15 protein-coding genes are annotated in these 15458 nt (G+C 70.3%); all 15 read right to left on the reverse strand.

Annotated features, from left to right (window positions below; genetic code table 11):
- Positions 1–3: 3 nt before the first annotated feature.
- Positions 4–2334: a heavy metal translocating P-type ATPase gene (locus ACFWW9_RS14855; protein WP_390376645.1), complete on the reverse strand. Its 2331-nt coding sequence runs from the start codon at positions 2332–2334 to the stop codon at positions 4–6.
- 124 nt (positions 2335–2458) lie between these two features.
- Positions 2459–2677 carry a heavy-metal-associated domain-containing protein gene (locus tag ACFWW9_RS14860; protein WP_390376648.1) on the reverse strand — a complete coding sequence of 73 codons (219 nt, stop codon included), beginning with the start codon at positions 2675–2677 and terminating at the stop codon, positions 2459–2461.
- Positions 2674–3879, reverse strand: a complete 1206-nt coding sequence (locus ACFWW9_RS14865; RefSeq protein WP_390376651.1) for a pyridoxal phosphate-dependent aminotransferase — start codon at positions 3877–3879, stop codon at positions 2674–2676. Before ACFWW9_RS14865 ends, ACFWW9_RS14860 begins: the two co-directional genes overlap by 4 nt.
- Positions 3880–3887: 8 nt before the next feature.
- Entirely contained in the window at positions 3888–4304 is a 417-nt protein-coding gene (locus tag ACFWW9_RS14870) for a FixH family protein (protein WP_390376654.1), read from the reverse strand.
- 32 nt (positions 4305–4336) lie between these two features.
- The gene (locus ACFWW9_RS14875; RefSeq protein WP_390376657.1) at positions 4337–4558 is read right to left on the reverse strand and encodes a hypothetical protein; all 222 of its coding nucleotides are present in this window, start codon (positions 4556–4558) and stop codon (positions 4337–4339) included.
- The gene (locus ACFWW9_RS14880; RefSeq protein WP_390376660.1) at positions 4551–6473 is read right to left on the reverse strand and encodes an ABC transporter ATP-binding protein; all 1923 of its coding nucleotides are present in this window, start codon (positions 6471–6473) and stop codon (positions 4551–4553) included. Before ACFWW9_RS14880 ends, ACFWW9_RS14875 begins: the two co-directional genes overlap by 8 nt.
- Positions 6466–8166: an ABC transporter ATP-binding protein gene (locus ACFWW9_RS14885; protein WP_390376663.1), complete on the reverse strand. Its 1701-nt coding sequence runs from the start codon at positions 8164–8166 to the stop codon at positions 6466–6468. Before ACFWW9_RS14885 ends, ACFWW9_RS14880 begins: the two co-directional genes overlap by 8 nt.
- Before the next feature lie 311 nt (positions 8167–8477).
- Positions 8478–9743 (reverse strand): acetyl-CoA carboxylase biotin carboxylase subunit family protein, encoded by a 1266-nt coding sequence (locus ACFWW9_RS14890; RefSeq protein ID WP_390376667.1) that lies wholly within the window; start codon positions 9741–9743, stop codon positions 8478–8480.
- A gap of 5 nt (positions 9744–9748) precedes the next feature.
- Positions 9749–10930, reverse strand: a complete 1182-nt coding sequence (locus ACFWW9_RS14895) for an acetyl-CoA carboxylase biotin carboxylase subunit family protein (protein ID WP_390376670.1) — start codon at positions 10928–10930, stop codon at positions 9749–9751.
- The gene (locus ACFWW9_RS14900; RefSeq protein ID WP_390376673.1) at positions 10930–12039 is read right to left on the reverse strand and encodes a GNAT family N-acetyltransferase; all 1110 of its coding nucleotides are present in this window, start codon (positions 12037–12039) and stop codon (positions 10930–10932) included. The genes ACFWW9_RS14895 and ACFWW9_RS14900 overlap by 1 nt, the downstream gene beginning before the upstream one ends.
- Before the next feature lie 10 nt (positions 12040–12049).
- Entirely contained in the window at positions 12050–13309 is a 1260-nt protein-coding gene (locus tag ACFWW9_RS14905; RefSeq protein ID WP_390376676.1) for an acetyl-CoA carboxylase biotin carboxylase subunit family protein, read from the reverse strand.
- Positions 13310–13342: 33 nt separating this feature from the next.
- Positions 13343–13702, reverse strand: coding sequence for a carboxymuconolactone decarboxylase family protein (locus ACFWW9_RS14910; RefSeq protein ID WP_390376678.1), 360 nt, complete (start codon positions 13700–13702; stop codon positions 13343–13345).
- Between the two features lie 4 nt (positions 13703–13706).
- On the reverse strand, positions 13707–14951 hold the full coding sequence (locus tag ACFWW9_RS14915) for a M28 family metallopeptidase (protein ID WP_390376681.1): 1245 nt from the start codon (positions 14949–14951) through the stop codon (positions 13707–13709).
- A 52-nt stretch (positions 14952–15003) separates the two neighbouring features.
- Positions 15004–15171, reverse strand: coding sequence for a hypothetical protein (locus tag ACFWW9_RS14920; protein ID WP_390376684.1), 168 nt, complete (start codon positions 15169–15171; stop codon positions 15004–15006).
- A gap of 94 nt (positions 15172–15265) precedes the next feature.
- On the reverse strand, positions 15266–15458 hold a 193-nt coding region (locus ACFWW9_RS14925; protein WP_390376687.1), incomplete at its 5' end, for an inorganic phosphate transporter.

Raw genomic sequence — 15458 nt, forward strand, 5'->3', positions numbered from 1 at the left:
GGCTCAGCCGACTGCGGTGAGCGTGGCGGGGCTGGTCCGGTCCTCCGGCTCGACCGGTGCGACGACTCGGGTGTCCGCCCGGAACGTGCGCAGCCGCAGGCTGTTCGAGAGCACGAAGACGCTCGACAGAGCCATTGCCGCGCCCGCGATCATCGGGTTCAGCAGACCGGCCGCGGCGAACGGCACGGCCGCGATGTTGTAGGCGAACGCCCAGAACAGGTTGCCCCTGATGGTGCCCAGGGTGCGGCGGGACAGCCGGACGGCGTCCGCGGCGCTGCGCAGGTCGCCGCGCACCAGCGTGATGTCACTGGCCTCGATGGCGGCGTCGGTGCCCGTGCCCATCGCGATGCCCAGATCGGCTTGGGCGAGCGCGGCGGCGTCGTTGACGCCGTCGCCGACCATGGCCACGGTCCTGCCCTGTTCCTGGAGCTTGCGGACCACGTCGACCTTGTCGGCGGGCAGGACCTCGGCTTCGACGTCGGTGATGCCGACCTGCGCCGCGATGGTGCGGGCGGCACGCGAGTTGTCGCCGGTCAGCAGCACCGGGTGCAGTCCGAGCTTCCGCAGCTGTGCCACGGCTTCCGCGCTCGTGGGTTTGGTGGTGTCGGCGACGGTCAGCACGCCGCGCACCCGCCCGTCCCAGCCGACCAGCACCGGGGTCTGACCGCGTTCCTGGGCCTCCTCCAGCGACCGGGTCAGCTCGGGCGGGGTGGTGAGCTGCTCTCCCAGCCAGTTCGCCCGTCCGATCACCGTCGCGCGGCCGTCGACCACACCGCGAACACCCAGGCCCGCGGTGCCCTCGAAGTCGGTGACGGGCGGCAGCGTGCCGAAGCGCTCCTTGGCGGCGGTGGCGATGGCCTTGGCGATCGGGTGCTCGGAGGCGTCCTCCAGCGCACCGGCGAGCCGCAGGACCTCGTCGTTGTCCTCGCCTTCGGCGGAGACGACGTCGACCAGGCGCATCAGGCCGGTGGTGACGGTGCCGGTCTTGTCCAGCACGACGGTGTCGACGCGCTTGGTGGACTCCAGCACCTCGGGTCCGCGGATCAGGATGCCGAGTTGCGCGCCACGGCCGGTGCCGACCAGCAGTGCCGTCGGGGTGGCGAGACCGAGGGAGCACGGACAGGCGACCACGAGGACCGAGACGGCGGCGGTGAGCGAGGCGGCCATGTCGGCGCCGTTGCCCAGCCAGAACCCGAACGCGGCCACCGCGATGGCGATGACGACCGGCACGAAGATCGCCGCGACCCGGTCGGCCAGGCGCTGGACGGACGCCTTGCCCGCCTGGGCTTGGCTGACCAGTTGCGCGATCCGGGCGAGCTGGGTGTCCGAGCTGACGCGCTCGGCGCGAACCACGAGGCGGCCGTTGGCGTTCACCGTGGCACCGGTGACCTGGTCGCCAGGACCGACCTCGACCGGGACGCTCTCCCCGGTGAGCATCGAGGCGTCGACGGCGGAGCCGCCCTCGGTGACGACGCCGTCGGTGGCGATCTTCTCGCCGGGCCGGACGACGAATAGCTCCCCCACCTTGAGCTGCTTGACGGGGATGGTGACCTCGACCCCCGCGCGGAGCACGGTGACGTCCTTGGCCCCGAGTTCGAGCAATGCCCGCACCGCGGCGCCCGCTCGGCGCTTGGAGCGGTGTTCGGCGTAGCGGCCGGCGAGGATGAACACGGTCAGGCTGGCGGCAACTTCGAGGTAGATGTGGTGCAGGCCCTGGCCGGACACCGGCAGCATCACGAACGGCATCCGCATACCGTTCGTGCCCGCGAAGCCGAAGAACAGCGTGTAGAGCGACCAGCCGAACGCGGCGATCACGCCCAGCGAGATCAGCGTGTCCATCGTGCCCGCGCCGTGCCGCAGGTTCTTCCAGGCCGCGATGTGGAACTGCGCCGCCCCCCACGTGGCAACCGGGGCGGCGAGCGTCAGCGACAGCCACTGCCAGTTGGTGAATTGGAGCGGCGGGATCATCGCCATGGCCACGATCGGAATCGTGAGCACGGTGCAGAGGAAAAGCTTGTGGCGCATGGCGGCCAGCGCGCTCTCCTCCGCGAGGTCGGCGCTGCTCGGTCCGTCCACAGCGGACTCGACGACTTCCTCGACGGGGAGCGCCGCGGTGTAGCCGATGCCTTCAACGACGGCGATCAGCTGTTCCACCGTGACGGTCGGGTCGTGGGCGACGTGGGCCTGCTCCATCGCGAAGTTGACCTCGGCGCGCACGCCGTCCATGCGGTTGAGCTTGCGTTCGATGCGGGCCGAGCAGGACCCGCAGGTCATGCCGCCGATGTTGAGCGTGACCACTGCCTGCGGCGGTGCGGTCGCTACTGGTCCAGCCATGTGCCCCAACCCTCCCCTGCGGATTCCGGCTACCAGAGCACGGGTGCGTGCGTGCCCACGACGTAGGCGATGGAGAACGTCGCGACGATGATCGCCGCGAACCCCACGAGCTTCAGCCGAACGCTCACGCCACGAGCCCGGCGTAGGTGTACTTGGTCTTCCCGACCGCGGCCTCGATCGCCTCGTCGGAGACGGGCTCCTCGGAGGTGATCCGCACGAGCCCGGCCGCCGGGTCGATCTGGATCTCGGACAGGCCGGGGACCTCGGTCTCGATGGCGGCGCGCACGCGCTTGGCGCACCCGCCGCAGGTCATGCCCTGGACCGAGTAGGTGACGGTGCTCATCGGCTGGTCTCTTTCTCTGGGAGGAGGGTGGAGGCGAACGCGTGCATACGACGGAGTGCCCCGTCGATGGCGTCCGCTGAGATGGCGTAGGACATCCGCACGTGGTCCGGTGCGCCGAAGTCGGCGCCGGGCATGACCGCGACCCGTGCGTCGTGGAGCAGGCGGGTGGCGAACGTCGCCGCGTCGCGGATGCCTTGGCGGCCGTACAGGCCGGTGACGTCAACGAGCACGAAGTACGCGCCGGTCGGCTCGACGGCCAGTCGGAGACCGGGGATCTCGGCGAGTCCCGCGCACATCTGCCGCCGTCGGCGGTCGAGGTCTGCCTTGCGCCGAGCCAGTTCCCCGACGGGTTCGGGGTCCAGCACGGCGAGCGCGGCGTGCTGGGAGATCGTGGACGGTGCCGAGGTCGTGTGCCCTTGCACCGCGGCCATGGCGGCGATCACCGGTTTCGGTCCCGCGGCGAAGCCGACCCTCCACCCCGTCATGGCGAACGTCTTCGAGAAACCGCCGATCGTGATGGTCCGCGCCCGGACGGCCTCGCCCAGGGACGCGGTGCTGGTGAACTCCGTGCCGGGGTACACCAGGTCCCCGTAGATCTCGTCGCTCACGACGACGAGCCCCGACGCCGTCGCGACCTCCACGAGCGCGCTCAGCTCGTGGCGGTCGTAGGTGACGCCCGTGGGATTCGACGGGCTGTTGAGCAGCAACACCCTGGTACGACCAGTGATCCGCTCAGCCACCAGCGCGGGGGTCAGCTTGAATCCGGTCGCGGTGCCGGTCTCGATCACGACCGGCACCCCGCCCGCGAGGGTGACCATGTGCGGGAAGCTGACCCAGTACGGCGCCTGGACCAGCACCTCGTCGCCGGGTTCCAGGAGCACGGCGAAGGCGTTGGCCAAGGCCTGCTTGGCGCCGTTGGTGACGACGACCTGGTCCGCGGTGTGCGGGCTGCCCCACGTGTCGGTCAGGCGGGTGGCGATGGCCTGCCGCAGGGCGGGGATCCCGGCGACGGGGGTGTAGCGGGTGTGCCCCTCGTCGATGGCCCGGTGGCCGCCGCGGCACGCCTCGTCGGGGGTCGGGAAGTCCACCTCGCCGCCGGTGAGGTTGACGACGTCGACCCCCTCGGCGGCGAGCTGCTTGACGTGCGCGTCCAGCGCGGCGGTGCTCGACGGTGGCAGGAGCACCGCGCGGTGGTTCAGCATGTCGTCCCCTACTTGGCGCTGAGCGTGTAGGACACCTCGGCCGGGGCCGCGGAACCGCGCGTCACCACGACCTTGACCGTCCAGTCGCCGCCCATGCCCAGGACGAGCTTCGAGTCGTACCCGTCCCCGTTGGGGGTCGCGTCCTGCTCGCCGCTCTTCATGTTCATCGACGGCATCTCGGGCAGCACCTTCACCGTGGCGTCCTTGACCACGGCGCCGGAGGAGTCCTTGACCGTGATGTGCCCGGACGCCGACTGGCCGCCCCTGATCGGGCAGGGCGTGTAGGCGAGCGCGACCGTGAGCCCTCCGCTGTCCTTGCTCTCGGTGCACGTCTTGCCGGTGCCGTCCGCTCCCGCCTGCCGCTCGGCGCATCCCGCTACCGCGCCCAGCAGCAGCACGAGCGCCGCCCATCGCACCCTGGTCATCGAAGTCTCCCCACAGGTTCTCGTTCGTTCGACTAGCTGCAGCAGGAGCTCTTGGCCTTCGGAGCCGCCTCGGCGTCCGCGGTGGCCGCGGGCTTCGGGCCGCAGCAGGACGACACCTTCGGCGCGGCGGCCGCCTCCTCGACCTTCGCCTCGGGCTTCGGGCCGCAGCAGGAGCTCTTGGCCGCCGGGGCGGGCGCGGGCTCCGTGCCGAGGGCTGAGGCGAAGAGGCCGCTGACGTTGGTGTCGCTAGACATGGATCTTCCTTCCGTTGGTTTCCTGCTTGTCCTGGCGGTTCTGCACGTCGAGCAGCTCGGCGAGCCGCCCGTGCGCGGTCAGGAGTTCCACCGGGTTGCCGGACTCGACGATCCGGCCGTCCTCGAGGACGAACACCTGGTCCAGGTCCTCGACCAGTGCCAGCCAGTGGGCGACGACCACGGCGGTGCGACCGTCGAGCAGCCGTCGGATGGCGGCCAGCACGACGCGCTGCCGGGCGGGGTCGACGCTGGAGACGGCCTCGTCGAGGATGATGACCTTGGGGTCCATGAGCATCGCCCGCGCCAGCGCCACGAGCTGGCGCTCGCCGACCGACAGCCGGGAGCCGCGCTCGCCGACCCTGGTGCCGTAGCCCTGGCTCAGCTCGGCGATCACCTCGTCGGCGCCGACCGACGTCGCGGCAGCGACGACTTCCTCGTCGGTGGCGTCGGGCCTGCCGAAGCGGATGTTCTCCGCGACGGTGCCGTCGAACAGCTGGGCTTCCTGGGTGACCAGGAGGACCTGGTTGCGCACCGAGGACCGGCTGACGGTCGACAGGTCGTGGCCGTCGATGCGGATCGTGCCGGAGGTCGGCGTGTAGAGCCGGACCAGCAGCTGCATGAGCGTGCTCTTGCCCGCCCCGCTGGAGCCCACGATGCCGATGTGCTCACCGGGCCGCGCCGACAGGGTGAGGTCGTGCAGCACCTCAGGTCCCTCGGAGTAGCCGAAGCTGACGCCGTCGACCTCCAGTTCGCCGCGCACGTCGGGCAGTGCTTCGCCGTTGTCGTCCTCGGCCGGGAGGTCGAGCACGTCGAGGATGCGCTGGGCGGAGACCGCCATGTCGGAGGCCTCGCCGAGCTGGTGGGCGAGGTCGCGGACCGGGTTGAGCATCTTCTTGACGAACAGCGCGAACGCGGCCAGTGTGCCCGCAGCCAGTGCCGCGCCCTGGGCCATGCCCATCGACGCCATCATCGTGTCGGTGCCGAGCAGCATCCAGGTCATCGGCATCATGCCGGAGGCCAGGGAGAAGAAGAACCCGGAGCCGAGGGCGTGGCCCTGGATGATCTGGAGGCCACCGAAGAAGATGAGCAGCGCGAGTGCGAAGTGGACGCTGAACGACAGGTGCGACGACAGCCACAAGCGCTTGCGGGACAACCTGTTGTGCACGACGTTGTAGGTCGCCGACCGGCGGTCCAGCTCGTCGAGCAGAGCCTGTTCCTGGCCGAAGGCGCGGACGTCGGTGAGGCCGTCGATGCGCTGGTTGAGGTAGCCGACCATCTTGTCCCACTCCTGGCGCTGGCACCGGGTGTCGGGACGCAGGCGGGCGGTCCACCAGAGGGCGATGTAGACCATCAGCGGGATGGCGACCAGCGTGGGCAGCGCCACCGCGGGGCTCAACGCGAGCAGGAACACCGAGAACGCGATGAACCAGACGACGCTGTTGACGACCTCCATCACGGACTTGGTGAGGAAGCCGCGGAACCTGTTGGCCTCGAACAGGACGCGGGTGACCCACTCGCCGCTGGCCTGCTCCACGTGGCGGGAGAGCTGCACGCTGTGCAGCCGGGCCACGAGGTCGTTGCGGATGGTCACGGTCAGGCGTTCGTTAACCCTGATCATCGCCGCGTTGTAGACGATCCGGATGACGTTCTCGACCACCACCAGCACCATGAGGTTGATGGCGGTGCTCTGGATGGCGGCGAGGTCGCCGAGCACGATGTGCCCGATGCCCGCCATGACCGTGTACATCACCGCGATCGTGGTGATCGAGGACAGCACCGCCATGAGGGTGGCGATGGACATCCAGCCGAGGTGCGGGCGCATGTAGGGCAGGAACCGCTTGACGGCGTTCCAGAGGATCTTGCGGGCCGCGCGGGCGTCCGCCGGTTCGGCGGTCTTGGTGGTCGGGTCAGCCATTGCCCTGGGCTCCTTCGGACGTTCCGGCGTGGGCCAGGGTCAGGGCGGCTTCGTCCGCCTCCACCAGACCGCCGCGCAGGGTGATCACGCGGTCGACGTAGCGGGCCACGGAGGGCTGCTGGGTGGCGATGACCAGCGTGCGCTCGCCGCGGACGGCCACGATGGTGTCGAGCAGCGCCGCCTCGGTCTCGGCGTCGAGGTTCGCGGTCGGGTTGTCGAGCAGCAGGACCTCGGGGTCGACGAGCAGGGCTCGGGCGAGGCCGATGCGCTGGCGTTCGCCCGCGGACAGGTCGAGGGTGCTGGAGCCGAAGTGGCGGTCCAGCGGGAGGTGGCCGAGACCTGCGGCCGTGACGGCGTCGGCGATCTGCTCGGCGGTCGCCTCGGGGCGGGCGAAGCCGACGTTCTCCGCGAGGGTCCCCTCGAAGATCCACTGCCGCTGCGGCAGGCACACCACGTGGTGGCGAACGTCGGTGATGCCGAACTCGCGGGCGTCCACGCCGTCGAAGGCGACGACGCCGTCCTGCGGGTCGCGGAGCCGGGCGAGCACGTGCAGCAGCGTGGTCTTGCCGCTGCCGGTCGGGCCGACCAGGGCGACGCTCTCCCCCGCCCCGATGGACACGTCCACGCCGTCGAGCACCCGTCGGTCGGCGATCTCGACCACGACCCCGCTTGCGCTCAGCGCGCCGGCGAGCTGGGGCATCGGCCGGGTGTCGTCGCGTTCGGTCAGCACCGACTTCGCGTCGATCACGTTGAGGAGGCGCTGGGCGGTGACGGTGGAGCGGAAGGCGCCGTTGACGTTCATGGAGAGCATGTGGACGCTCATCTGGAACATCATGATCAGCGCGACGATCGCGACCAGGCTGCCGACGGTGAGCGTGCCGTCCACCACCGCGTTGCCGCCGATGAACAGGGCGATCGGGGTGGGCAGTCCGCCGATGACGTTGAGGAAGGCCTCCCACCGGCTGTACGTGGTCTTCATCTTGCCGTCGCGGGCGGCGTGGTCCTCGTTGATCTTGTGCAGCTTGCCGGACGCGGCGTCCTCGCGACCGAAGGACTTGACCATGTTGATGTTCGCGAGCGATTCGCCGACACCGGCGAGCAGCTTGGTGAACTGGCCCTTGAGTTCCACGAACGACTTCTGCAGTCGCAACTGGACCGTCATGTTGCCCAGGATCACGAAAGCCATGGGGATGACGGAGATCAACGTCGTGCGCCAGTCGATGATCAGCGCGGCGACGAGCATCGCGCCGGTGACGAGGATCTGGTTCAGCAGTTCGAGCAGGCCGCCGTTGGTGAGGCCGCGCACGGCGACCGCGTCGGAGATCAAGCGCGTGAGGGCACGACCGCCTGACGCCTCGGCGACGTCGGCGGGCCCGAGTTGCAGGAGCTTCGCGAACATGTCGCGGCGCAGGTCCGTGACGGCCTTGCTGGCGACGGTGAACCTCATGCGCTTGCCGATGTGCAGCAGGGCGGTGGTCGCGATGCCCGCGGCGAGCACGCCGACCGCGATCACCAGCAGGAGCTGGGAGTCACCGCCGAGGACGCCGACGTCGATCGCGACGCGCATCAGCAGCGGGATGGCGATGTTGCCCAGGAGGCCGAGCAGCATGATGGCGGTCGCCAGCGCCATGGCGCCGCGGTAGCGCAACGGGTAGCTGTACATGAAGCGCAACGCGCGGAGCGACTCTTTCACATCGAGTCCTCTTCTTCTCTGGTTCGGCGGAACAGAGGGGGTGCGCGGCGGGCCGCACCCGTAGGAGGCGGGCGCGGCCCGCTTCGGAATTCACCCGGAACGTCGGATGCCTAGTCGCAGCACGCACAGGCGCACCCGCACTCGGTGCCATCCTCCGCGACGTCCTCCATGCCGCTGGTCTCGCAGCAGCCGGAACCGATCATGTCGTCAGCCATGTTCACCTCCCCAGGCCTTGATTAGATACTTTCAAAAGTATCAAAGCAAGGTGCGTGCCGACAGTCAAGCGGAACGGACCTATTAACGGTTTTCCTTCAGCAGCAAGAAGTGTGAGCGCGCTCGACCTTGGCCTCGACGGCCCCGGCACGCTCCACCCGCAGGTCCAACTGGGTGATGATCCGCTGGTAGTCGCGGTCCAGCTCGTCAGCGCTGCGGCCCGCCAGGACGACACGGCCGAAGGCGCCACCGCGCGGGTGGTTGATGGGCAGCACGGCGTCACCGGGCCGCACGTCGAACTCGATGAACGGCGGGACGGGCGATTCCAGCCCCTCGATCGATCCGAGCAGGTCTTCCCGGTAGCGCACCCGGCCCGCCTCGGCGAACACGATGCTGCGGTACAACCCTGCTGCGGCAAGGGGTTCCGTCGGCGTGACGTGTCGGCCGAGGGCGGCTTCGACCGCCACCAGGGTCGGCTCGTACCCCGAGGTCGCCGCGATCAGCTCGACGCCTTGTCCACCCGACACCCTCGGGTTGATCTCTCCCGCCTTGGGACCGGCCTCGGTGATCATGAACTGGAGCGAGGCCACCCAGTTGTCCAGTCCCACGGCCGTGAGCGCCTCGTCGGTCAACCGTTCGATCTCGGCGAGCTGCCCGTCGGCCAGCGTGCTCGGGAACCAGGCCCCGACCTTGACGAACTTGGGCGGCGGTCCCACGTCCCCCTCGACCACGTACAGCACGGTCGTCTTGCCGCCGACCCGGCTCGCGAACACCCCGAACTCGGCTCCGACGAGGAATTCCTCGATCAACGCGGAATCCCGGCCGTCGGCGAGGATGTCCGCGACGGCCTCCTCGACGTCCTCGGGGGTCTCGCAGTGCATCAGCCCCGCGGCGCTGGTCCCGTCCCTGGGCTTCACGACGACCGGGAGCCCGATCTCCCCCGCCGCGGCGACGCCTTCCACCGCGGAGCGGACGACGCGGTGTTCGGGCACGGGAACTCCGGCGGCTTCCAGGAGCCGTTCGGTCGCCGCCTTGTCGTTGCAGTTGCGGGCGGCCTCCTCGGTGATCCCGGTGGTCAGCCCCAGGCGTTCGGCGAGCATCCCGGCCAGGGGCACCAGCCGGTCGACGCCCGTCACGATCGCGTCGAGGGGCCGCTGGGCGTGCACTTGGGCGACCTGGACGGCCAGCGCCTCCCAGTCGTCGAAGCTCACCTCCAAGGGGAAGTCGGCCAGCAGCAGCATGTCCAGGGACATGCCCTCGTCGGCGTAGACGACCTCGTAGTCGGTGCGGTCCTTGAGCATCTTCACGGTTCGCTGTCCGCTGAGCACCAGCACCCTGGTGGGCGGACTTGCGTTCTCGGTCATGGGTGTCACCACATCCGGCTAGGTCTGACACGGGGGCGGAGGGAGTCGAGAATGCTGTGGTAGTCGCGAAGCAGCTGAGGGGTTTCGTCGCCGTACACCACGATCCGGCCGTAGCTGCCGCCGCGCGGATCGTCCGCGGGGTGCACCGGATCACCCGGTTCCACGTCCAGGAAGACCCCTGGCGAGTCGAGCGCGCCGACGTCGTAGTCCACGACCCCGGCTTGGCCGAAGGCCACGCAGCGGTACAGGGCGCGGGAGGCCGTCGGCTCCCGGCGCAGCACAGGGAGTCCGAGCGCCACATCGACGGCCGCGCGGGTCATGTCCACACCGGACACCCGTTCGGTCAGAGCGCACAACTGCCCTCCGGGCGGTCGAGCCGCGATGTTGATCAGGACCGGCCCGTCGGCGCTCACACGCACCTGCACGTGGGCCACGCCGTTGTCGAAGCCCAAGGCGCGCAGAGCGGAGGCCGCGAACTTGCCCACCGCGAGGCCACCGACCTCACCGAGTCCGCTGGGGTAGTCGTATCCCAGTTCGGGTTGCCGAGGTCCCGATCCGACGTGCTGGGCGAGCACGTTGACCACCTCGGTCACGCCGTCGACGGTGATCGTCTGGATCGCGTACTCGGGACCGTCGACGTAGCTCTCGACGAGCACGGGGCCTCCGCCGAACGCCGTCACCGCGCTGGCGACGTCCGCGTCGTCCTGGCACACGAGCGAACCGCGACCGCGTGCCCCAACTGCTTTCTTGACCACGACGGGGAAGCCGAGGCGGCGGGCCGCGGACGAGGCGTCGGCGGGGTCGTCGACGGCGAGGTAACGAGGTCCGGTGATGCCCGCGCCTTCCAGGGCCAGCCTCATCCGGGCCTTGTCGTCGCAGGCCAACGCCGCTGCCAGCGACAGACCGCGCACGTCCAACCGCTCGGCGAGGTAGCTCGCCAAGGGCAGGTGGGCGTCGAAGACGCTGAAGACCGCGGTCAGCGGTCGGACCTGGTGCAGCGCGCCGAGCACGACCTCGGTGGTCTTCCAGTCGCCGAGGTCGACGTCGAGCGGCACGTCGGCGAGGCACGCCAGGTCCAGCGGGGTCGGATCTCCCAGCAGCACGGTGCGCACGTCCATGCCCGCCAGCACGTCCACCACCCGGCGACCCGAGACGCACGCGATGCTCGGACGGTCGTCGGTGCTCATCAACAACACCCGTCCCCGACGTCGTCGTGGTCGGCGCCGTCGCGCTCCAACCTCCGCAGCGCCGCGTGCAGGAGCGCGGTACGAGGGCGGTCGGTGGTGGCGAGCGCGAGGTACAGGGGGGCCGCGACCGCGCCGACGCGGCGCTTCGGCGCGGGGTTGCCCCGGCCGAGGTTCACCAGCGGAACGCCCGCGGTGATGGCCGATTCGACGGCGGTGGCCACCATCGGCCGGTAGGGACCGAAGGAGTCGAGCCGATCGACGTCCAGCCCGGCCAACCACAGCGACCGTTCGGACCCGAAGTCGTAGGCGGCGAACACGGCGATCGCGTCGCCGGACAGGTCGATCGCGGTGAGGCTGCGGTCGTGGGGTGCCAGGTGCCGGTGCAGCGCGCGCAGGAAGTCCTCGGGCAGCACGTCGAGCGAGGCTCCGTGGTCGGCCACCACCCCGTGCACCAGGCGCACGTGGGTGTCGGCGTCCGGAGCGGACTCGGTGATGCGGACACCGCTTTGCGTCAACACCCTGCGTTCCCGCTGGAGTTCACGGCGGTGCTTGCTGCGGAACGTGCTCCAGTAGTCCTCGACGGTGGCGTGCCGGGTGTCGAGCAGGTAGGTGGTGTTGAGCCGGGCGGCCGCGTACCCGGCTCCGATCAGGCGGCCGACCAGGCGACCGGCGGGCAGGTTGACCGCGCCCCACGCCCACGCGCCTAGCGCGGCGGCGGTGTCCGCGAGCCCCGAGATCAGCGCGTCCAGTGCGTCGAGGTGTTCCGGCAGGGCGAGCGGCCCACCGGCGAACGCCGCCAGGCTGTGCGCGAGCAGCACGGGACCACCGAGGTCGATCCCGGCCGTCTCCGCGATCCGCTCCAGCCGCGGGCAGTGGTGCACGAGGTAGGCGGGGCAGACGCCGACGAGCCGGTCGCCGTCGTAGGCGAGCTGGTGCGCGGGTTCGAACACACCGGGCGGGGCCTCCTCGAAAGCCGCCAGCCACTCCCAGGAGTGGAACACGCTGCCGCCCGCGGCACGCACCACGGCGTTCCACACCTCGCGGTCGAGGTCGGCGACACCGCGCACGACCTCGACCCGACGGCCACCGACCACGTCCGTGATGGTCATCTCCGCCACCTCAGCAGCACGACTTGAACTCGCGGGTCTCCGCGGCGACCCACGTCAGGTCGTCCGACGGCGCGACCCGGAGGTCCAGCGCTTCGCGAGCTCGTCGCTCGAACCGGTCCAACTCCTCGACCGAGTCGGCGAACACGAGGATCCGGCCGTACACGCCCCCGACCGGGTGGTCGACCGGCTGGACCTGGTCGCCGGACGGAACTTCCATCTCCACGATGGACGGGAACGCGCCGGCCGACGGCGCTTGGTAGAGCAGCGTTCCGGCTTCCTCGAACACGATGCTGCGGTAGCGGGCCAGCGATGCGCGTGGCTCGCCCTCCTCCACCGGCATCCCCAGCGCCAACCGGGACACCGCGTCGACCATGTCCACACCGGACACGACCTCGGTCATCTCCACGAGCCTGCCGCCGGGGCGTCGCGCGTTGACCTCGACTACCCGGAACCCGTCGGCGCACAGCCGGACCTGGGTGTGGCTGACCCAGTCGTCCACGCCGAGTTCGTCCAGCACCGACGTGACCAGGAGTTCCAACACCTGCAACTCGTCCTCGGCCAGCCCGGACGGGAAGTCGTAACCCAGCTCCACGAACACCGGCGGCTCGGTCATGTGCTGGCGGAACACGCTGAGCACACGGGTCTTGCCGCCGCGGGTGATGGTCTGCACCGCGTACTCCGGGCCATCCAGGTACTCCTCGACGAGCACGCCCGGCAGCGCGTCGGGCGAGGCCTCGTCGAGGACGTGGCCCGCGGCGATCCGCGTCTCCTCGACGGTCTCGCACCGGCGGACGCCGAACGCGCCTGCCCCGTCCCGCGGCTTGACGACGACGGGGAAGCCGATGTCGCGGGCGATCCGCGCGGCCTCGCGGGTGGCTTCGGCCAAGCCGAAGCGCGGCACGGGCAGGCCCGCGGCGGCCAGAACGGTCCTGGTGTGCCACTTGTCCCGGCAGTTGCGGGCCGCGCTCGTCGTGAGCCCACGCCCCTCGGGCAGCAGTTGCTCGGCAAGGTGCGCCATCAGCGGGATGCGCGGCTCGACGTGGGTGAGCACCGCGGCGGGCGCCTGGCCGTCGAGCTGGTCGCGGACCACCTTGGCGACCTGGTCCCAGTCGTCGGTGTCGACGTCGACGGGCACGTCGACCCACGCCATAAGGTGTAGCGGCACCCGCTTGTCGAGGTAGAGGATCCGGTAGCCGAGGTCGTGCAGCACCTCGAACTCGCGGTGGGCGCGTCCGCCGATGAGGACGACCGTCTTGCCGGGGTCAGCCACCTGCTCCTCCTTGGCCGCTGAGGGGTCTGGCGATCAGCAGCACGTGCTGGCCTTCTTCACCGGTGCGGCGGCGGCCGCGGTCGCCTGGGGCGCGGGGCGCTGCTGGGTCTCGGGCTTGAGGGCCTCCACGATCCCGGCGACCTGCCCGATCTCCTCGTTGTTCAGGCCGAGCTGCTTGGCGATGGCCAGGAAGGAGCGGACGGTCTCCTCGTTGCCCTGCACGAGCGCGGCCGTGAGGGCGACGGCGCCCTTGGTCTTCGGGTCGAGCGCGTCGCCGTCGAACGCGACCTTGAAGAAGTCCTGCCGGGCGGACGCGAGGAGCGCGTGGCTGTCGCGGACGGCGGGCGACAACTGGATGAGCTGGGCGGATACGGATTGCGCTGCGGCGGCCATGGTCCTACTCCTTGACGATGTTCTCGTTGTCGTGTGCCAGGAAGGCGGTGGAGAGCACGACCAGTCGGCCCGCCATGCGCAGGGCGTCGGGATCGATGCGGTCGAGCGTGTCCAGCGGCGAGTGGTAGTGCGCCGCGCCGAGGCCGAGACCGACCGCGGGCAGGCCTCGTCCGGCGTACTGCCGGTTGTCCGACGCGACGGCCCCGCCGGCCAACGGGATGTGCAGCGCGCGACCCGCGCGGTCGAGGGCGCTGATCAACGCGGTGCTGTCGCCACCGACCTCGGCGGCGACGGCGCCGTTGAACTTCCCGGCCATGTCGAGGTTGATCACATCGGGCCGGACTCCAGCGGCGACCAGGAGGTCGGCGTGGTGCCGGGAACCCAGCGCCCCGACCTCTTCGGCGTCGACCACGGCGAACAGCACGGGTCGCGGGAACGGTTTCCCACGCGCGATCAGCACGCGTGCGATCTCGAAGAGCACCGCGACCCCGCTGGCGTTGTCGCCCGCGCACTCGAAGTGGCGGCCGGGGTCGGCGCCCACTCCGTCGTAGTGGGCGGAGATCAGCACGGGTCGGTTCGCGGAGTCGGGATCGCTGCCGGGAAGGCCTGCCACGACATCGGTTCCGGTGGCCGGGCCGCGGAACAGCGGCAGGTGGGCTCGGACGGTACCGCCCGCCATCCGCTCCAGCAGTTCGGACCGCACAGCCACGACGGGCAGCCGCACGGGCGGTGCGCCGATGGTGCGCTTGGTGAGGAAGCCGGAACCGTCCGGGTTCTGCGGGGTGAGGAGGCCCAGTCCGCCCGCCTCGTCCACCTTCGCGGCGAGCTCGGCGAAGGCGTCGCCTTGGGGGACGTGGTCCAGGATCGTCCACTCCCCGGCCCGAGGCGCGTCGTCCCACGAGGTCGCGACGCCTTCCACCACGGCGTCCATCGGCCCGGACCGAGGGTGTTCCGCGTAGTCGACGCGGTGTTCGAGGGTCGCGGACAGCCGCGGGCCTTCCACCTCCAGCAGTGACTCGGACTCCAGTCGATAAACCTCGGGGATCTCGAACGGGAGCGAGGTCGGTTCGAGCCCGAGGCCGACGAACTTCGCCGCCACCCAGGCCGTCGCCTTGTCGTGGCCGGGAGTGCCGATGCCTCGCCCGGTGAACTCGGGCGCGCACAACACTTCCAACGTCGACAGCACTCGAGCCTGATCGATCTCGTCGGCCAACGCGAGGAGTTCGTCCTCGGTGACGGCCCCTGTCATGCCACTCCCCCTGTGCGGATCCGTGCGGTCGATGCGTGGTGCGCCGACGAAGTCAGCTGGTCGGCTCACCACAGCAACCGCCGCCCTGTCCGCCCACGACGGCGCCGGTGCTGTCAGCGGGCTCGCCGCAGCAGCCACCGCCGCTGGAGGCGGGCGCTTGCGTGGGGTCGGAGATGAAGCCGCCGGTCGTTTCGATCTTGATGTCCTCGGTCTTCGCCATGACGCGGTCCTCCTCCGGCGGGGACTCACCCCACCTTGATTCGAAAAACTTCTAGATATAGATCTATCGATTCAAGGTGGGGCTGTCAACAGTTTCAGGAGGCGATCAGGTAGGTCAGCGCCGCTACCGCCGCCGCGAACGGCGGCGTGACGAGCCAGGCGATGCCGAAGTCGCGGAACGACTTGGTCTGGATGCGGTGCCAGTCACGACCCGCAGTGCCCGCGATGGCGCCCACCGAGACCTGCGTGGTCGACATCGGCAGTCCCTGGAACGCGCCCAAGCCCACC

Origin of the sequence: Umezawaea sp. NPDC059074, assembly GCF_042738955.1 — a bacterium.
In the GTDB taxonomy this organism is placed as follows: Bacteria; Actinomycetota; Actinomycetes; order Mycobacteriales; family Pseudonocardiaceae; genus Umezawaea.

Bases quoted from the DNA above. Each gene is read 5' to 3' on its own strand.
- ACFWW9_RS14910 (WP_390376678.1), bottom strand. From the start codon at position 13,702: ATGGCCGCCGCAGCGCAATCCGTATCCGCCCAGCTCATCCAGTTGTCG.
- ACFWW9_RS14855 (WP_390376645.1), bottom strand. From the start codon at position 2,334: ATGGCTGGACCAGTAGCGACCGCACCGCCGCAGGCAGTGGTCACGCTC.
- ACFWW9_RS14920 (WP_390376684.1), bottom strand. From the start codon at position 15,171: ATGGCGAAGACCGAGGACATCAAGATCGAAACGACCGGCGGCTTCATC.
- ACFWW9_RS14915 (WP_390376681.1), bottom strand. From the start codon at position 14,951: ATGACAGGGGCCGTCACCGAGGACGAACTCCTCGCGTTGGCCGACGAG.
- ACFWW9_RS14895 (WP_390376670.1), bottom strand. From the start codon at position 10,930: ATGAGCACCGACGACCGTCCGAGCATCGCGTGCGTCTCGGGTCGCCGG.
- ACFWW9_RS14890 (WP_390376667.1), bottom strand. From the start codon at position 9,743: ATGACCGAGAACGCAAGTCCGCCCACCAGGGTGCTGGTGCTCAGCGGA.
- ACFWW9_RS14880 (WP_390376660.1), bottom strand. From the start codon at position 6,473: ATGGCTGACCCGACCACCAAGACCGCCGAACCGGCGGACGCCCGCGCG.
- ACFWW9_RS14860 (WP_390376648.1), bottom strand. From the start codon at position 2,677: ATGAGCACCGTCACCTACTCGGTCCAGGGCATGACCTGCGGCGGGTGC.
- ACFWW9_RS14865 (WP_390376651.1), bottom strand. From the start codon at position 3,879: ATGCTGAACCACCGCGCGGTGCTCCTGCCACCGTCGAGCACCGCCGCG.
- ACFWW9_RS14900 (WP_390376673.1), bottom strand. From the start codon at position 12,039: ATGACCATCACGGACGTGGTCGGTGGCCGTCGGGTCGAGGTCGTGCGC.
- ACFWW9_RS14875 (WP_390376657.1), bottom strand. From the start codon at position 4,558: ATGTCTAGCGACACCAACGTCAGCGGCCTCTTCGCCTCAGCCCTCGGC.
- ACFWW9_RS14870 (WP_390376654.1), bottom strand. From the start codon at position 4,304: ATGACCAGGGTGCGATGGGCGGCGCTCGTGCTGCTGCTGGGCGCGGTA.